Here is a 17,179-nt window from a genome sequence, read left to right as displayed (position 1 = left end):
TATTTAAGTATTCACGAATCCAAAAAGCTTAATTATCAACTTCAAATATGTACCATGTCTGCGGAAATACAACTTATTAGAAAGACCGTTAGGGAATTTGTAGACTCGGCGGTCCTCCCCCAGATTAAGAAGATGGAGGCCGGCGAGTACCCACGGGACCTAGTCAAGAAGCTCGGGGAACTCGGCCTCCTGGCCCCCCTGGTGCCGGCTGAGTACGGCGGGGGGTCCGCCGACACGCTAACCCAGGTGGTGATTATAGAAGAGCTGGCCAGGGCGTCGCCGGCCCTCGCCACAATTGCGGAGATACAGGGCTCCATGATTGCTCACAACATCTACGAACTCGGTAACAAGAGGCAGAAAGAGGAGATTCTGCCCAAAATAGCCGCCGGAGACTACGTAGCCGCCTTCGCCCTCTCGGAGCCTTGTTGCGGCTCAGACGCCGCGGCCATAGAAACAAGGGCTGAGAAGGTGGGCAGGGAGTGGGTTCTAAACGGCACTAAGATGTGGATAACCAGCGGCCTACACGCCGACTACTACCTAGTCTTCGCCCGAACCGGGCCGCGTGAGGCTAGGCACAGGGCAATAACCTCATTTCTCATACCAAGAAGCTCCTGTATCGAGGCGACGCCCATAGAGGTTATGGGGATGCACGGATCTGGCACCGCCGAGGTGAAGTTTAACAACTGCAGAGCTGGCGACGACGACGTGGTGGGGGAGGTGAACGGCGGGTGGAGAGTGGCCATGAACGGCATAAATCTAGGCCGGCTGAACGTGGGGGCCCTGGGCCTGGGAATTGCAGAGGAGTCCTTTATACAGGCTTTTAAATATGCAAAGAAGAGAGTGGCATTTGGGAGGCCCATATCCGAGTTTCAAATTATCCAGCACTACCTGGCGGAGATGTACATCAAGGCCGAGGCGGCGAGGAGCGTCGTCTACACAGCCGCGAAGATGAGAGACGGCGGGGATCCCCAGTTCGTCCTCTACGCCCAGGCGGCGAAGGTGCTGGGTTCAAGAGCCGCGGTGGAGAACAGCAGACTGGCCGTCCAGATAATGGGCGGCTTCGGCTACTCAAAAGACGCCCATGTAGAGATGCTGTACAGAGACGCAAAGGTGACGGAAATCTACGAAGGCACCAACGAAATCATCCTAAACACCCTCTTCAAATTCCTAGATAGGGAGGTCGGGTAATGCCTTTTGAGGCGAGGTTTTACATATACTGGTCACAGACAGACGCGGCTGGCATCGTGCACTTTTCCGAGTTTTTCACGCTGGTGGAACACGCAGAGGAGGAGTTCTACAGGTCAAGAGGTCTCCTAGATGTGCACAGCCTGATGCCTCGGGTCGAGGCCCACGCAGTGTTTAAGTCCCCCCTGAAACGCGGCGACGTCGCGCGCGTGGTATTGAGGCCTTTGGAGCTTAGGGAAAAGGCGGTTAAGTTCGGCTTTGAGATATTTAACGAGACGACGGGGCTCCTCTCGGCCTCCGGCTACATAGTGGCGGTATGTGTAGAAAACGAGGGTGGAAGGCTGAGATCGGCAAGGTGCCCCCAGGAGCTCATAGAGGCGTGGATGAGTGTCGAGTAGTTGCACACGGTCCGCCGGCAAGGTTTATATCTCCGCACCGGGGCCTCCGCGTGGAGGGATATCTAGATCTTAGGAATAGGCCTAGAGAATTCGTCGAGGCGAGGATCGAGGAGGCGAAGGCAGAGGCAAAGTTAGCCGAGGAGATTTTGAAAAGAGAGCTCTACCAAAACGCGGCAAACAAGGCATTCATGGCGCTTAGAGCCCTGCTAAGAGCTTTGGTGGTGTTGAGGCTTGACCTCTTGACGCGGGACGCCAAGAGGGGGGAGTGGTATCTTAAAGTCGGCTACGCGGCCCCCACCACCGGCTTGATTAGAATAGCAAAAGACCTGGAGGCGCTGGGCGTCGCCGGGGTTGAGCCAGTGGTAAAAACTGCGTTGATGTTACATAGATTTGCTTACAACGGCTTCGATACAAACTTCGTGGACTACTCAGATCTAGAGGAGGTGGCCTCTGACGTAAGACAGGTATTGGAGTACGTCGAGAAGATCCTACGGCAACTAGAAACCTCAAAGGGGGGCTAAGCATAGGGGAGATATGGCGGGCGGGAGAGTTGTCGAGCTGGCGACGCTGTACCCAGGCCCCCTAGCAGGTAGGTTGCTCGCCGGGTGGGGGTTCGAGGTTGTAAAAGTAGAGCCTCCAGGTGGCGATCCTATGAAGTCTTTTAGTCCACTTCTCTACCGTTTGCTAAACGAGGGGAAGAGGAGGGTTGTAGTTGATCTAAAGAGTGAGGAGGGCAGACGCATTCTGTACGACATGGTGAGGGGCGCAGACGCCGTTATCACAAGCTTCAGACCTCAAGCCGCCGAGAGGCTCGGCGTATCTTATAGGGTCTTAAGCGCGGTTAATCCCTCCATTATCTATGTCGCCATTACTGGCTACGAGTCGTCTAACGCCCCCGGCCACGACATAAACTTCGCCGCAGTTGCAGGCCATATAAGAGACTCGGTGCCGACGCCGCAGAGCATAGATGTGGCAACTGGCCTCGTTGCGGCCTTTGCCGTAGCCGCCTCCGTGGCCCTCGGCCGCGCTGGGTATTTCGAGGTGCCGATGGAACGCGTCGCCCTTCTCCTCAATTTGTTAAACTTCGCCAATATTGGAGATGTCGGAGAGCCGAGACTCACCGGGAGCTACCCCTTCTACAACATCTACAGATGTGCTGATGGGAAAGTGGCTCTGGGGGCTGTGGAGCCGAAGTTTTGGGAGAGGTTCTGCATGTTGATAGGGAGGCCGGATCTCATAAATAGGATACTAGATCCCGGAGCAGTCACCGAGGTTGAGAAAGAAACTAGTAGAATAAAGTGTGGGGAGTTGTTAAATAGAGCGGCAGAGCTTGATGTACCCCTTGCACCTGTCTTGTCTTTAGAAGAGGTTGCCAAGAGAGTAGATCTAGATAAGTTAATATCTGCGTTTTTAAAAGTAAACTTTGAAAAATGAGATGATTACCGACTTCTAATACTAGGGCGAGCCGGAGCGACTTTTTGTAGAGGCTGGAAATATTTATAAAATAAGTGGCTAGAGTTGTGATGATAAATTTTAAAATACTTAATAATAGTAAAAAATTTAATGGACATATGGAAACCTGAAAAACAGCATCTGGAGGCGTCTAATGTAGCTAGATATATGTCGCTACACGGCTTTGAAACGCTGGAACAGTTTATCTCCCATACCTATGAAAAGCCGGAGGAGTTCTGGTCCACTTTTGAGCGGGAGGTGTTGAGGCTGAGGTGGAGAGAGCCGTACACCAAGGTGTTGGACTTGTCGCGGGGGGTTCAGTGGCCCCGGTGGTTTGTAGGAGGGCGGCTCAACATTGCCGACCAGCTTGAGGACACCTCGGAGCCTCTAGTGAAGTGGGAGGGGGAGGATGGCGCTACTGTGTCTTGGAGCTACTCGGAGGTGCTATACAAGGCCAGGGCCGTGGCCAGCTGGCTTAAGCGAAACGGCTTGGAGAAGGGCGACCGCGTAGCGGTGTACATGCCCATGGTGCCCGAGATAGTGCCGGTCATGCTGGGCGCCATAAGGGCCGGCGGCATAATAGTGCCCCTCTTCAGCGGCTTCGGGAGGGAGGCCATTAGGGTTAGGCTGGAGGACAGCGAGGCGAAGTTCGTCTTCGCCGCAGACGTCTCATACCGCAGAGGCAAGGAGGTGGATATGTTCTCCGAGCTAAAGGCCGGCCTTACCCAGAGCGTTAGACACGTGGTGGTGCTGGAGAGGTCGGGAAGGCAGAGCGGCTACACGCCGCTGTCCGACGTCTTTAAGACAGGCGGCGACTATGTGGAGAATACAGAGTCTGAAGACCCCTTGATGATTATCTACACATCGGGCACCACTGGGAAGCCCAAAGGCACAGTACACACACACGACGGCTTCCCCATAAAGGCCGCCGCGGATGTCTACTTCCATTTCGACATAAAGAGGGGGGAGACGCTGAGCTGGGTGACTGACATGGGGTGGATGATGGGGCCCTGGATGGTCTTCGCCGCATACCTCCTTAGAGGCTCCATGGCCTTTTTCGAGGGGGCCCCTGACTACCCCAAGGACAGGCTGTGGCGCTTCGCGGAGAGGTTTGAGGTGAAGTCTCTAGGCCTCGCCGCCACCCTCACTAGACACCTCAGGAGCATAGGGGCCTCCGCAGAGCCGGGGCAACTAGACCACCTGGAGGCCTTCGGCAACACTGGGGAGCCTATCGACCTCGAGAGCTGGCTGTGGCTCTACAGAATGGGCAGGGGGAGGGTGCCGATTATCAACTACTCCGGGGGGACTGAGATCTCCGGCGGGATTCTGGGTTGCTACGTGGTGAAGCCCATAAAGCCCAGCTCCTTCAACGGCGCCAGCATAGGCACGAAGGCCACTGTGTTTACAGAAGACGGCAGGCCCGCGCCTCCTGGGGTAGAGGGAGAGCTGGTGGTCCTCTCGGTGTGGCCGGGCATGACGAGGGGCTTCTGGAGGGATCCCCAGCGCTATTTAGAGACCTACTGGAGCAAGTGGCCTGGGGTGTGGGCGCATGGGGACGCCGCCATGGTGGATCAAGAGGGGTACTTCTACATACTGGGCCGTGCCGACGACACAATTAAGGTGGCTGGGAAGCGGCTGGGGCCCGCCGAGATAGAGACGGTCCTCAACGCGCACCCAGCCGTGGCGGAGTCTGCGTGTATAGGCGTCCCCCATTCGGTAAAGGGCGAGGTGCCTATCTGCTTCGTCGTGTTGAAGGCCGGCTACGAGCCCAGCGAGTCGCTGAGGGCTGAGCTGATAAGGCTGACAGAGGAGGCGTTGGGCAAGGCGTTCGGCGCCGTGGAGGACGTAAAGTTTGTCAAGATGTTGCCCAAGACGAGGAATGCTAAAATCATGAGGAGGGTCATAAGGGCCATCCACCTCGGCCGTAGCCCCGGCGACCTCTCGGCTCTGGAAAATCCAGAGGCTATTGAGGAGATAAAGAAGGCAATTGGCAAAATTTAGTTAAATAAACTACAAACTGTTAAATAATCCCACTTTCAAACCTACTTAATGAGAGTTGGAATAGCGGGTGTGGGCTGGTTCGGCTTCCAGCCCGAAGTGGTCGACTATTCCTTCCGCGAGATGATGTTCAAGGCGGCGCAGAGGGCATATGAGGACGCAGGCGGTCTCGATCCCCGGAGGGACGTAGACGCGTTTATCTCGTGCCAGGAGGACTTCTGGGAGGGGATATCTATTGCTGATGAATTTGCGCCGGACCCCGTCGGCGGTGCGATGAAGGCGGTGTATACGGTGACCGGCGACGGGCTTCAGTGCGTGGGGCAGGCATATATGATGATTAAGTCTGGCCTTTTCGACGTCGTTGTAGTTGAGTCTCATGGAAAGCCCTCCGACGTCGTCACACTCAACGAGGTTATGTTCACAGCCACGGACCCCGTATCACTGCGGCCTCTGGGGCTGGAAAATGTACACGCATTAGCGGCCTTGGAGGCCAGGGCCTACATGGCTAGGTACGGCGTCGAGGAGGAGCACCTGGAGGCTGTGGTGGAAAAGGCCCATAAGGCCGGCGTCAAAAACCCCCGCGCCGTGTACGCATCGCCGGGCAGATCGAGAGCGTCTACCCCCACCGTGGTGGACCCCCTGAAAGAGGCTGACATAGCCAAGTTCGTGGACGCCGCCGTCGTCGTGGTGCTGGCCTCCGACAGGGTGGTTAGGGACTTCACCGACGCCCCCGTCTGGGTGGATGGGGTTTGGTGGTCTACGGAGATCTCCACTCTGGAGTACCACGACTGGGCTTTTCCGCACCACGCCAGGGAGGCCGCCGACGGCGCGTATATGCAGGCCAAAGTCGCAGACCCCGCCAAGGAGGTGGGCTTCGCCGAGGTGGATAACCGATACAGCTTCAAAGAGCTTCAGCACATCGAGGCCCTCAGGCTGGCGCCCCGCGGGCAAGCTAAGGAGTTGCTCGCCGACGGCGCCTTCTGTCCAGGAGGGAGACTGCCCGTAAATCTCAGCGGGGGGGCTCTGGCCGAGGGCGTCCCCTTCGAGGTGCACGGACTGGCGAGGCTGAGCTACGCCGTCGCCGTCATGAAAGGCGACTTCAAGGCGGAGGTAGATAGGCGGGACGTGGCGGTGGTGCACAGCTGGAGAGGCGTCCCCACAACTACAAGCGTCGTGGCTGTGCTGAGGCTATGACGAGCCGCAACATCAACTTCAAGCACAGAGTGGCAGTTGTGAGCGCCGGGATGACGCTGTTCAGAAGCAGAATGCTGGAGACGCCCCAAGAGCTGGCGTGGCTCGCGGCTAAGCAGGCGCTGGACGAGGCCGGCCTGACCCTCAAGGATATAGACTGCGTCGTCATCGGAAGCGCGCCAGACGCCTTCGACGGCGTTCACATGAAGGGGGAGTACCTCGCCGAGGGCGCCGGGGGCATCCACAAGCCGACCATCAGAGTATTTGTGGGAGGCGCCACCGGCGTCTTTGTCCCCATCGCCGCGTGGTGGCACGTGGCGTCTGGACTCTGCAAAAAGGTGCTTGTCGTCGCCGAGGAGAAGATGAGCCACGCCGCGAAGCCGCATACGCAGTACGTCTTCCGCTACATATGGGACCCCATCGTCGAGAAGCCCCTCAACCCCAACTTAATCTGGATATTCGCCATGGAGATGCACCGCTACATGTATAAATGCGGGGTGAAGAAGGAGGACATAGCGCTGGTCTCTGTTAAGAACAAGCGCAACGCCTGCGGCCACCCCTCGGCGCAGCTCTGCATGCCAAACATAACGGTGGACGACGTGTTGAAGAGCGAGGTCCTGGTCTGGCCGGTGCAGTTGCTAGACATATCGCCAACAAGCGACGGCGCCGTGGCGCTGGTGTTGGCAAGCGAGGAGGAGGCTAGGAGGATTACAGACACCCCCGTGTGGATTAAAGGCGTTGGGTGGACTCTCGACACGACGCACTGGACAAACCGCGACTTGGCCTACCCCGAATACGTGCGGAGGGCGGCTGAGATGGCCTACCGCATGGCTGGGATAGACAACCCGCGGAAGCAGATAGACGTGGCGGAGCCCTACGACCCCTTCGACTACAAAGAGCTACACCACATGGAGGGCCTCGGGCTGGCGAGGAAGTGCGAGGCGCCGGTACTCACAAGGGAGGGCGTGACGCAGAGAGACGGCGACCTCCCCATAAACCCATCCGGCGGCCTACTCGGCGTGGGGAACCCCATCGCGGCCGCGGGCCTTATGAAAGTGGCAGAGATATTCTGGCAGATAAGGGGCGAGGCGGGGGCGAGGCAGGTAAAGAAGCCGGTGTACACCGGCCTGGCACAGGCCTGGGGAGACCTCATGCAGGCAGGAACAGTCATCGTGATGGGGATATGACGGGACCAACCAAGCCCATAAACCCGAGGGGCACCAAGTACGACCGCGTGGAGTTCCCAGTATTCGAGTTTCCAGTGGTCGGCAAGGCGCGCTACAACTACACCACTGGCGAGGCCCTGGGCAGATTCCTAGCCGGCCTCAAAGAGGGGAAGATACTCGGCACGTACTGCAACAAGTGCGGGAGGGTGTTCGTCCCGCCGAGGATGTACTGCTCCTACTGCTTCAGAGAGGTAGACGGGTGGGTAGAGGCTCGGGACGAAGGCGTGGTCAACACGGCGGTGATGAGCTACATATCGGCCACAAGGGCGAGGCTTGAGAGGCCGGTAGCCGTGGGCGTTATTAAGCTTGACGTCCCCGGCTACCAATTCGACGACCACTTCTTCCCCGGCTTAATGCACTACATCTGCGGCGCGTCGGAGGACGACGTGAAGTCCATGAAGATATTCGGAGCCAGGGTAAAGGCAAGGTGGAAGCCGCCCGAGCAGAGAACCGGCTCGATAACAGACATAGAGTGCTTCGAGGTGGCGAGGCCATGAGGCGCGTCAAGTACTTCCCAGAGGTAATGGAGATAGAGGCGTATGTATACACCGCCGGCCCGGTTGGCACAAAATGGCTCGAGGCGTTGGAGTCGGGGAGGCTCACGGCGGCCTACTGCCCCAAGTGCGGCAGGCTGTATATGCCACCCAAAATGTACTGCCCGCACGACTTCCAGGAGGTTACGGAGCTGAGGGAGGTGGCGCCGCTCGGCGTCGTGGAGACGTACACAGTGATCCACAGAGACTTCTACGGAGAGCCGCTTAAAGAGCCCCGGGTGCTGGCATTCATAAAATTCCCCGGCGTTGAGGGCGGCCTCATACACTACGTAAAGACGGATAGGCCCAGGGTCGGCATGAAGGTGAGGCCCAGGTGGCGCGCCGATAGGCGTGGCCTCGTCACAGACATTGAGTACTTCGAGGAGGCATGACTCTTCTGACTCAGGAACACGAGCTGGCGAGGCGGACGGCCAGGGAATTCGCCGAGAAATACGTTGAGCCTGTCGCCAGGAAAATGGATCGGGAAAACTACTACCCACGCGAGGTGATTAGAGAAGCGGGGAAACTCGGCCTACTAACCCCCACCGTCTCGCCCGAGTACGGAGGCGGGGGCGGCGACTTGAGGACTGCGGTGGTGGTGCTTGAGGAGCTGGGCCGCGTCAGCGGGGGCTTCAGCCTCCTTGTGGAGGCCTACGGCATACTATTCGCCGATGCCCTCAACAACTTCGCCACCAAGAGGCAGAAGGAGGAGGTGCTCTCCAAGGTTGCGGCCGGCGAGAAGATAGGCGCCTTCGCCCTCTCGGAGCCTTGTTGCGGCTCAGATGCCGCGGCGATCCAAACACAAGCCGAGAAGAGGGGCGGGGAGTGGGTCATCAACGGCACCAAGATGTGGATAACCAACGGGCTCTACGCAGACTACTACCTAGTGGCGGCGAGGACGGGGCCGAGGGAGGCGAGGCACAGGGCAATTACGCTGTTTCTACTCCCCCGTAGTAAATGCATCGAGGCCTCGCCTATAGAGGTGATGGGGGTCAGAGGTACGGGAACCGCAGAGCTTAAACTCAGCGACTGCAGAGCCGGCGACGACGACGTCGTGGGCAAGGTGAACGGCGGGTGGGAGGTGCTAACCACCACCCTAAACATTGGAAGGACAGCGGTGGCCGCCGTGGCGGTCGGAGTCGCCCGCGGAGCTTATGAAGAAGCGCTGAGCTGGGCGAGGAATAGAGAGCTCTTCGGCAGGCGGCTGGTGGAGTTCCAAAACACCCAGTTCGAGCTAGCGGAGATGCTCGCCGCTATAGAAACCGCAAGGACGCTGACGTACTACTCCGCCTACCTATACGACACCAAGTCGCCCCACTTCGTCCTCATGACCCATGTCGCCAAGCTACAGAGCGCCCGCATCGCCGTAGACGTCGCCAGACGCGCAGTGCAGATAGAAGGCGGGTTCGGCTACAGCAAAGAAAGCAAAGCGGAGATGTTCTACAGAGACGCCAAAATCCTAGAGATAGGTGAGGGTACTAACGAAGTCATGAAATATGTCATTTATAAACTAATAGAAAAAGGATCATTTCATTAGTATATTATATTCTTCATATATAATTTTTATGGACGATAATAAATATAACATATAAGTATTTAATAACCATTTTTGCTGGTGATAAATAAATTAAATTTATAAATACATATTAAAATATACTCTATGGGAACTTTAGAACGTTATATTACTGAGCCACTAAAAGAAGTTGGGTGGCGAATGACTCAGTGGACAGAAAAATACATCCCTGATGCGTGGATCATCGCGGTTATGCTAACACTAGTGACTCTTCTCCTCGCATGGATATGGGGAAGTCCACCTGGTAAGCCTTGGTGGGGACTTGACGGACTCTACCACGTCATCATAGCGTGGGGAAATGGTTTTTGGATACTGCTGACATTTGCCATGCAGATGACTCTCATTATGCTTCTAGGCTATATTCTTGCAGTATCTCCACCAGTTGCAAAATTTATGGATTGGCTATCTAGAAAGCCCAATCCTGAAAAGCCGTGGCAGTCAATACTCTTAATGGGCTTATGGTCAAACATTACTGGGTGGATTAACTGGGGTTTGAGTATTTCTTCTAGTGCCATGTTTATGACATATATAGCACGTCACCAGCCTAAAGTAGACTTCAGACTACTGGTAGCCACGGCGTATTTAGGCTTGGGAACGACATGGCACAGCGGACTCTCGGGATCAGCACCATTACTAGTAGCTACACCAAACAACTTCTTAATACAAACAGGTGTTCTCAAAGAGGTTATACCTATCACCAGAACTATATTGTCTCCCTTTAACCTAATACTAGTCTCTGTAATTATTATTCTAACGGCATTAGTAATGGCGGCAATGACTCCAAGACCCGAGAGGGCGTATAAAATGACTCCCGAAATTTTAGAAAGATTAAAAAGGTGGGAACCGCCGCAAAGACCCCAAATTATGACAACGGCGGAGAAGCTAAGCTGGTGGCCTGGGTGGAATATAATAATTTTTCTAATGGGCCTTACTTGGCTAGTTGACAACTTTGCTAAAAAAGGATTCGCAGGCCTAACACTTGATGTGGTAAATTTCATATTCCTCATGCTTGGTATTATATTCCACTATAGACCTGTTAGCTTCCTAAAAGCCGCAGCCGAGGGTGCGAGGTTTGTTTGGGGGATAATTATCCAATTCCCATTCTACGCAGGTATATTCGGCATGATTAACTACACCTCATTAGCCCAGACCTTGACAAATTTCTTTATAGCTATATCTACTCCCCAGACGTATTTATTAATTGTCTACTGGTATTCAGGTATTCTGAATTATCTAGTCCCTTCTGGTGGTTCTAAATGGGTTATTGAATCGCCTTATATACTAAAGGCAGGTTTTACCCACGGCATTAGCGATGCCTCTATAGTAATGGCGTATGCGTGGGGCGACATGGCTACAGACATGATTCAGCCATTTTGGGCGATTCCACTTCTAGGCGTCTCAGGTCTAGAGTTTAGAGAGATAATGGGCTATCTCATGGTGCTTTTTATAATTTATTCAGTAGTATTAACAATTGCAATGTTGATAATGCCTATTAATTTATAAAGAAAATTACATTTTTTAAACATATAAATTTATAAATAGATTTAAAATTTGTTATAGACCTCATCGAAAAGATATAAGTTAAATTAACATAGCAAAATGTGGTTTTGGTAAAGATATGCGGTGTAACAAGACCGGAAGATGTGTATATACTTGATCAGTTAGTTGACTACATAGGATTTATAGTTGAGCCTATAAGTCCCCGCTCGGTGTCTATAGATCAGCTTCAATCACTCCGTGAAATGGTACAAAGAAACAAACCTGTACTCGTCACAGCATCTCTGTCATTAAAAAAAGCCGTTGAGATAGCGGCAACATTCGAAATACAAGTGATACAGTATCACAACACTATCCTCCCAGAGGATTATGACTACGCCACAGAGAGAGGTCTTACGTTGGCCCCAGTTGTTCTATACAAACCGGGAATCAATATAAAAAAGATCGTAGAGTCCCTACTTAAGCGGAGATATGAATATATCTTAATTGACGCTGACAAAAAAAGCCAAGAACGTTACGAAGGTGGCTTAAAGATACCATTAGCGGTACTTGGGGAAGTGGCCCATCTGGACAAAGTTGCTATAGCTGGGGGGATAACTCCAGAAAATGCGCATCTTGTTGCTAGGCTTAGGCCTTACATGGTGGACGTGGCGAGCGGGGTGGAGGACGCCCCCGGCGTGAAGAATATGGAGAAAGTCAGAGCCCTCCTCAAAGCCCTCGGCCGGTGAGCCGCGCTACCGCCCACACAGCGCCTTGAGGCTCTTCAACAGCTGTGCCACGGCGGCGAGGCGCTCCACCACCCTCGGATCGATTACGTGCTCCAGCTTCTCGGCCTCCGACTCGGCGAGCTCCTCCTCGACGCCGATGGCCTTGAAGAAGTCGGCGAGGGAGCTGTGTATCCTGTCCAGATGCTCCACCCTAGCCCTCCCAGCCTCAGTAAGCAGAACCCCCCCGCGGCCCCGGTACTCCACCAGCCCCTCCGCCTGGAGGTACAGCACCATCTTCCTAGCGGTGCTGGGCCTCACCCCCACCACCCTCGCAAGCGCCGTAAGAGACGCGCGGCCCCCAAGCTGGTGAAGCGCCTCCAGGTAGTGCTCAGGCCTGTACCTCAGAAGCTCGTGACCCACGGCACACATAAATCCCCTATATAAGTGAGTAGACCACCAGTGCGGCCGAGTACGCCGCGGCGCCCGCCACCACAAGCCTAAGCCACCTCGACACGACGCCGCCCGAGAGGCGCCACAGCACCACAAGGACGACCGGGAGAGCCGCCGCAAGCACCGCCTGAGTATAGACAAGGACTGAAAGAGGCGAGAGGCCCGCCACCCCCATCGCCAGCACAGCCGGGGCCAGGTTGGCCAGGCGGGCGCCCAGCCTAACCCTCCACGCCTCCACCCCCCGGCCCGTGATGAACTTAACAGCAACAACTCCGAACTCCACAGAGACCGCCGACGAGGCGACGCCCGAGAGGAGAAGCGCTAGGGAGAAGAGGATCGCCGATAGGGGGCCGTAGAGGGGTTCCAGCACCCTAGGCACCTCGAAGAGAGTGACGTCGCTACCGCCGAGGGCGTATGCCGAGGTTATCAAGATAGAGGCGTTTATCGCCGAGGCCCCCAGCATGTTCACCAGCGTCTGCCAGCCGTGCTCTCCCCTGCTCTGCCCCGGAGCTAGGTGGCTGTGGAGCACCACGGCGTGGGGCATTATAGTCGCCCCGACTATAGCCGCCGCCACCAGCGCCGAGTCCCCAGATATACTCGGCAGAAAAGAGGCCGCCAGCACCGAGGCGGGGTCCGGCCTTATGAGAAACAGCTCCGCCACGAAGCTCAGCCCAATCGCCGCCACCATGCCCCCTATCACCTTGGCAAAGAGATCCCTCCTGTCGGCCAGAGCCGCCAGGATTGCCACGTCGACAAAGCCGAGCAGAGCCGCGGCGGATATGGGCAGGCCCAGGAGTAGGTGGAGCCCCGCGATGACCCCCACGTACTCAGCCATGTCAGTCGCAAGCAACACCGCCAGAAGAACCGGCGATAGAAAGGGCCGCCACCCGCCGCCCACCAGCTCCAAGACGCCGCGCCCCCTGGCGATGCCCACAGCCCCAGCCACGTACTGCACAGCCACCGCCAGCAACCCGCTGACCCACACCACCCACAGAAGCCCAAGGCCAAACCTCATACCAGCCTCTAGATTAGCGCCGAAGTTCCCAGGGTCTACATACGCAACAGAAACCACAGTAGCGGGACCAACAACACCCACGTAGAGATCCGAACACCTCTTAAAAAATTTTTCCAAGGCTAAAAAATCGTGGGGATGAGGCCTAATTAACTATCATTACATTTTAGCCAAGTCTAAATCACTCAAACACGTAGAGATCCCACTCAAGCACGTAATCCCTCACATCGGCGATAAACCGCGCCAGCCTCATCGCCGCCGCGGCGTTGCCATAAGCCGCCGCCAGCCTCCACCCACCCCACAAAACCCTCTTCCTAGTAATCAACACCCTCCCCTTTCTCTTATTAACATATACAAAATACACAGGTAAAGAGAGACGGCGCTATTAAAACCTAACAGGCAAAATACCCCTCACCCAGTCGAGACGCCGACGGCGAAGAGAATATCCCGCAGAGCCGCCCCATCCGGCGGCCGCCCCACCCCCACGAAGTAGCTAAGCACAAGAGACACAAAGGCCTCCCACTGCTCCACATCAACCTCGGCAGAAAAATCCCCCACCACAAGCCTCCCCCCGGCCCACCTAGCCTCAAAATCCCCAATCCTAAGCACGTCGCCGCCCACCACCAGCTCAACCCCCAGCCGCCTAGCCACCGCCTCGGCGTTTTTAAAAACCAAGAACGTGGAATCCTCACCAAACCTCGCCTTATCACCAGGATTAATAACCGACACAAACACCGACACGACTCAACTATTTAACACTAGCTGGCGCAGTACGAGGAATCCAACCCACACATATCAAGCCCACGGCATTTGGCAAAAATAATGATGTAAATGGAAACGGAAGCTATGGCACCTCAACACCTCTGCTATTCATACCTGCATTTAACCCCTTACCACGTGCTTATACTCCAAAAAGCGAATAAGCAATCAGTGCCTACCATATCCTCTAGCAATAAGCCAAGGGCTTTACTTGTATTGTAATCGAATTGTCAAGAAGGCGTTGCACTATCTACCCAGATTCTAATAAGCGGGGCAGAGCTTAAAGTCACCGCGAGTCCTCACCTAAGTTAAACGATACGAAATATCAGATCAATAAAAAATTTAAATGAATAGAGAAAGAAAAAATTGTATTTTATATATTATTCCTTTACAAATTACGGCGGCTCGTTCCACTGACGTGCCTGTATATATATCTGTGTTGAGTATGTACTATCTTCTGCGGCGCTCTGTTGCACCACACACGACAGCGTATAGGTGGCGGAGTCGTCGGGGTGAACCTGTGCCTCGTCTGTGCCGCTTAACTCACAAATCACAGCCCCGCCTCCAATGTTAATTGTAGCAGGCAGTGTTATCCTGTTGTTGTCACTGTCGTAGAAGTATAGCTTAACTGGTATGCTACCCGTGTTCTGCACTTCAAACTGAACGTCGCATCTGTAACCTGGGTAGGCATTAGACAGAGTTATTTCTAGATCGAGGTCGTTGTCTCCAGCAGAGGTACCAAGTGAAGTGTCCTCTTCGTTCTCAATTTCCACCAGTTGTACTTGGCAGTCGCCCACGTCTTTTGCCTCTGAGTCACTGTCCTCTTGTACGAAGTTCCAACCTCCACTGCCGTCTGGAAATCCAACATACTCAGTAATAGTAAAGGTGTCGCCGAACTCCACGTCAACGTCGCCTGTCTGTACCTCTACGTGTATTTTTAGGACGTCTGCCCACAGTGCGAAGGCTACGCCTACTGCTATTAGTACTGCTAGTGTTGCTATTGCTGTTGTAGTTAACTTCTTCATGTGTACTGGGTGTTGGCTAGGGGTTTAAGTCTTGCCCAACAAGTGGTGTGTGGAGGAAACAGTTGTTAAACCTCGTAGTAGTAAGCCGCGCCGCGGTCCAGAACCATGTACCTCACCTTGCCCCTCCACTTCTGCTTAATTATGGGCCGCTCAAGCATCTTAGCCAGCTTAGCCAACACCTCTGGGCTGGCCACCGGCAACATGGCGGCCACCGGCACCTCGGCCTCGAGCACCTCCACCGTGAGGGGTGCTAGCTTCTCGTCAACCGCCTCCTCGGGCTTCCTCTGCCTTGCCGACAGCGCGGTGGCGCCCACCACCAAAGCGGCGCCGACCACGGCCACCTCTACGGAGAGGGTCCGCACCTCCTCAACGGGGCGCCCAGCGATGTACACCGGGATCGCCACCTTCCTGGTTGAGTTGTAGTTCTTAGATGCTGTGAGGTTTCCCACAAGCTCTAGCCTATTCCTCCCCTTGGACACCGAGATTGAGATGGGGTGCTGGAGCTCCACATCGACAGTGTAGGGGCCACGTACCATCTGGCCGGCGGCCCTGGCCACCACCTGGATGGAGAAGTCGGAGGCCGAGACGCCGAATATCTTAGCCACGCCGTCGATGGCAACTGCGGCGTCAGTTATGTTTATCGAGAGGGGCAGAGAGACGTTTGCCATGTAGAGAAGCCTCCAGCCGTCTGGGTGCACCAGATACACGTCGTATCTAACGCCGCCGCGGAACACGCCGCCTGAGAAAGACAAGCTGTGGGTCACTGTGACGTTGCGCGCCGCGGATAGGTAAACCGGCAACGAGCCGAGGCGCACCCTCTCGCCAAACACTGGATTAGGCACTAGATCTACGTAGCCGTCGAATTTAGATGTGATCGTGAAGGAGTACTCCAGCTCCTCCCTAACCAGCGTGGCCGGCTGGGTGTATGACAGCAACGCCGCTATGGCGCCGAGGCTCAGCAGTAGAAAACCGGCAAAATAGGCAACTGTGCCTAGGTGAGGCCACTTAGCGATTTTACGTAGCAAGCCGGCGTCCACGCCTCGCCTTCAAAACTTCGTTTATAACAATTCCCCCCAGCAACCCAGACGCCAGCAGAGGCATTATGTTAAACCCAGAGGTGTGTATATACATCACAGGGTACCCCAACAGGGGAATTCTATAAACAGCCTTACCCACCACCGCCTCCCTAGGCACCAGCCACGGGTCGGGCACCGGTACGGCGTCGCCCTTTGTCACGAACTTCCCGTCAGGCGTCACGGCAACGATCCTATGCATCACCAGTTGCCCCTCCACGACGAACGCCACCACGTCACCCACAGCCACGTCGGAAGTTCTCTTCAAAATCACCAAGTCACCTACGTCATAGACAGGCCTCATGCTACCGCTCACCACAGCCACTGGGACGTGGCCCGTCAGCGCCAGAGACAAGACAGAGCCGGCAGCCGCCACCGCGACGACTAGGAAGAAGTACTCAAGAACTCGACTCCACCGCGAGGCGAAGAACTCCTCCTTAAGCTCTCTGAGAGGCTGGAACCTCCTAGACACCGCCAGATACAGCCCGTAGTACAGCACCAGCTGAAGCACCGACCCTACGGCGCCTAGTGAAGAAGTCAGCCTCACAGGCGAGAGCTCCCAGTACCCCGACACCACCGCCGCAAGAAGAAGGCCCTGCCTAAAGCCCCCCCACATATATACATAGGCAAGCAACACGTTGTAAAACACCGCCGGGATAAACGAGATAAGGAACCCAGCCCACCCCTCAGGAGCCGCGAGGCCTGACAGCACCTTAGCATTAGTGTATATAGTATTGCCGTAGAAGACACCAACCCCAATAGACACCGCCAGTTTCAAGAGATAGGGCCACCTAGTCCTCAACACGGCGTATCTCAGAGCCTCCACCCCAAGCAACTTAACCCCCCACAAAGCCGCAGACACAGCAAAGAAGTCAGGCTTAAAGAGCGAGGGAACCACGGCGAAGCCGAAGAAAAAGCCCATCACGGTGAGATACGCCACCGCGACCATCCCCAGCCACAGAGATTCCCACAGCGAAACCACCCCAGCCCCCCCACCCAGCCTCCGAGACAGAGCCAAGAAAAGCAGAAGCCACCCCCCATAAACCGCCACGGTGCCCCCCCAGCCAGGTAAGAGAAAAACCAAATTAGGAATAAGGAAA

19 protein-coding genes are annotated in these 17,179 nt (G+C 55.4%); 12 read left to right on the top strand and 7 right to left on the bottom strand.

Annotated elements, in window-relative coordinates:
• Window positions 1-54 precede the first annotated feature (54 nt).
• The 12 genes from P186_RS05230 (at window position 55) to P186_RS05175 (ending at window position 11,781) form a co-directional block, all read left to right on the top strand.
• Window positions 55-1,188 carry an acyl-CoA dehydrogenase family protein gene (locus P186_RS05230; protein ID WP_014288400.1) on the top strand — a complete coding sequence of 378 codons (1,134 nt, stop codon included), beginning with the start codon at window positions 55-57 and terminating at the stop codon, window positions 1,186-1,188.
• Complete coding sequence (locus P186_RS05225) at window positions 1,188-1,583, top strand: acyl-CoA thioesterase (RefSeq protein ID WP_014288399.1); 396 nt, start codon at window positions 1,188-1,190, stop codon at window positions 1,581-1,583. Before P186_RS05230 ends, P186_RS05225 begins: the two co-directional genes overlap by 1 nt.
• Window positions 1,584-1,633: 50 nt before the next feature.
• Window positions 1,634-2,104 carry a PaREP1 family protein gene (locus tag P186_RS05220; protein WP_014288398.1) on the top strand — a complete coding sequence of 157 codons (471 nt, stop codon included), beginning with the start codon at window positions 1,634-1,636 and terminating at the stop codon, window positions 2,102-2,104.
• Between the two features lie 13 nt (window positions 2,105-2,117).
• The gene (locus P186_RS05215) at window positions 2,118-3,017 is read left to right on the top strand and encodes a CoA transferase (protein WP_014288397.1); all 900 of its coding nucleotides are present in this window, start codon (window positions 2,118-2,120) and stop codon (window positions 3,015-3,017) included.
• 129 nt (window positions 3,018-3,146) lie between these two features.
• Window positions 3,147-5,036, top strand: a complete 1,890-nt coding sequence (locus tag P186_RS05210) for an AMP-binding protein (RefSeq protein ID WP_014288396.1) — start codon at window positions 3,147-3,149, stop codon at window positions 5,034-5,036.
• A 48-nt stretch (window positions 5,037-5,084) separates the two neighbouring features.
• On the top strand, window positions 5,085-6,227 hold the full coding sequence (locus P186_RS05205; RefSeq protein WP_014288395.1) for a thiolase domain-containing protein: 1,143 nt from the start codon (window positions 5,085-5,087) through the stop codon (window positions 6,225-6,227).
• Complete coding sequence (locus tag P186_RS05200) at window positions 6,224-7,411, top strand: thiolase domain-containing protein (RefSeq protein ID WP_014288394.1); 1,188 nt, start codon at window positions 6,224-6,226, stop codon at window positions 7,409-7,411. The genes P186_RS05205 and P186_RS05200 overlap by 4 nt, the downstream gene beginning before the upstream one ends.
• On the top strand, window positions 7,408-7,947 hold the full coding sequence (locus tag P186_RS05195; RefSeq protein WP_014288393.1) for a Zn-ribbon domain-containing OB-fold protein: 540 nt from the start codon (window positions 7,408-7,410) through the stop codon (window positions 7,945-7,947). The genes P186_RS05200 and P186_RS05195 overlap by 4 nt, the downstream gene beginning before the upstream one ends.
• Complete coding sequence (locus tag P186_RS05190; protein WP_014288392.1) at window positions 7,944-8,375, top strand: Zn-ribbon domain-containing OB-fold protein; 432 nt, start codon at window positions 7,944-7,946, stop codon at window positions 8,373-8,375. The genes P186_RS05195 and P186_RS05190 overlap by 4 nt, the downstream gene beginning before the upstream one ends.
• Window positions 8,372-9,520, top strand: coding sequence for an acyl-CoA dehydrogenase family protein (locus P186_RS05185; RefSeq protein ID WP_014288391.1), 1,149 nt, complete (start codon window positions 8,372-8,374; stop codon window positions 9,518-9,520). Before P186_RS05190 ends, P186_RS05185 begins: the two co-directional genes overlap by 4 nt.
• 123 nt (window positions 9,521-9,643) lie before the next feature.
• Window positions 9,644-11,059 carry a short-chain fatty acid transporter gene (locus P186_RS05180; protein ID WP_148682753.1) on the top strand — a complete coding sequence of 472 codons (1,416 nt, stop codon included), beginning with the start codon at window positions 9,644-9,646 and terminating at the stop codon, window positions 11,057-11,059.
• A gap of 98 nt (window positions 11,060-11,157) precedes the next feature.
• Window positions 11,158-11,781, top strand: coding sequence for a phosphoribosylanthranilate isomerase (locus P186_RS05175; RefSeq protein WP_014288389.1), 624 nt, complete (start codon window positions 11,158-11,160; stop codon window positions 11,779-11,781).
• A gap of 6 nt (window positions 11,782-11,787) precedes the next feature.
• On the opposite strand, the gene P186_RS05170 is transcribed toward P186_RS05175, so the two are convergent.
• The 7 genes from P186_RS05170 to P186_RS05140 form a co-directional block, all read right to left on the bottom strand.
• Window positions 11,788-12,189, bottom strand: coding sequence for a metal-dependent transcriptional regulator (locus tag P186_RS05170; RefSeq protein ID WP_148682752.1), 402 nt, complete (start codon window positions 12,187-12,189; stop codon window positions 11,788-11,790).
• A gap of 7 nt (window positions 12,190-12,196) precedes the next feature.
• A complete protein-coding gene (locus P186_RS05165) occupies window positions 12,197-13,306 on the bottom strand; it encodes an Nramp family divalent metal transporter (protein WP_237179472.1) in 1,110 nt (369 codons plus the stop codon).
• A 97-nt stretch (window positions 13,307-13,403) separates the two neighbouring features.
• On the bottom strand, window positions 13,404-13,586 hold the full coding sequence (locus P186_RS05160; RefSeq protein WP_014288386.1) for a hypothetical protein: 183 nt from the start codon (window positions 13,584-13,586) through the stop codon (window positions 13,404-13,406).
• Window positions 13,587-13,633: 47 nt separating this feature from the next.
• A complete protein-coding gene (locus P186_RS05155; RefSeq protein WP_148682751.1) occupies window positions 13,634-13,951 on the bottom strand; it encodes a hypothetical protein in 318 nt (105 codons plus the stop codon).
• A 425-nt stretch (window positions 13,952-14,376) separates the two neighbouring features.
• On the bottom strand, window positions 14,377-15,006 hold the full coding sequence (locus P186_RS05150; RefSeq protein WP_014288384.1) for a hypothetical protein: 630 nt from the start codon (window positions 15,004-15,006) through the stop codon (window positions 14,377-14,379).
• A gap of 65 nt (window positions 15,007-15,071) precedes the next feature.
• Window positions 15,072-16,043 (bottom strand): hypothetical protein, encoded by a 972-nt coding sequence (locus P186_RS05145; protein WP_014288383.1) that lies wholly within the window; start codon window positions 16,041-16,043, stop codon window positions 15,072-15,074.
• The gene (locus tag P186_RS05140) at window positions 16,021-17,163 is read right to left on the bottom strand and encodes a signal peptidase I (RefSeq protein ID WP_014288382.1); all 1,143 of its coding nucleotides are present in this window, start codon (window positions 17,161-17,163) and stop codon (window positions 16,021-16,023) included. The genes P186_RS05145 and P186_RS05140 overlap by 23 nt, the downstream gene beginning before the upstream one ends.
• Window positions 17,164-17,179: the final 16 nt, after the last annotated feature.

The sequence above is a fragment of the Pyrobaculum ferrireducens genome (genome assembly GCF_000234805.1).
Lineage (GTDB): Archaea > Thermoproteota > Thermoprotei > Thermoproteales > Thermoproteaceae > Pyrobaculum > Pyrobaculum ferrireducens.
Note: the sequence above shows the minus strand (reverse complement) of the source record. Positions and strands in the feature narration are given on the sequence as shown.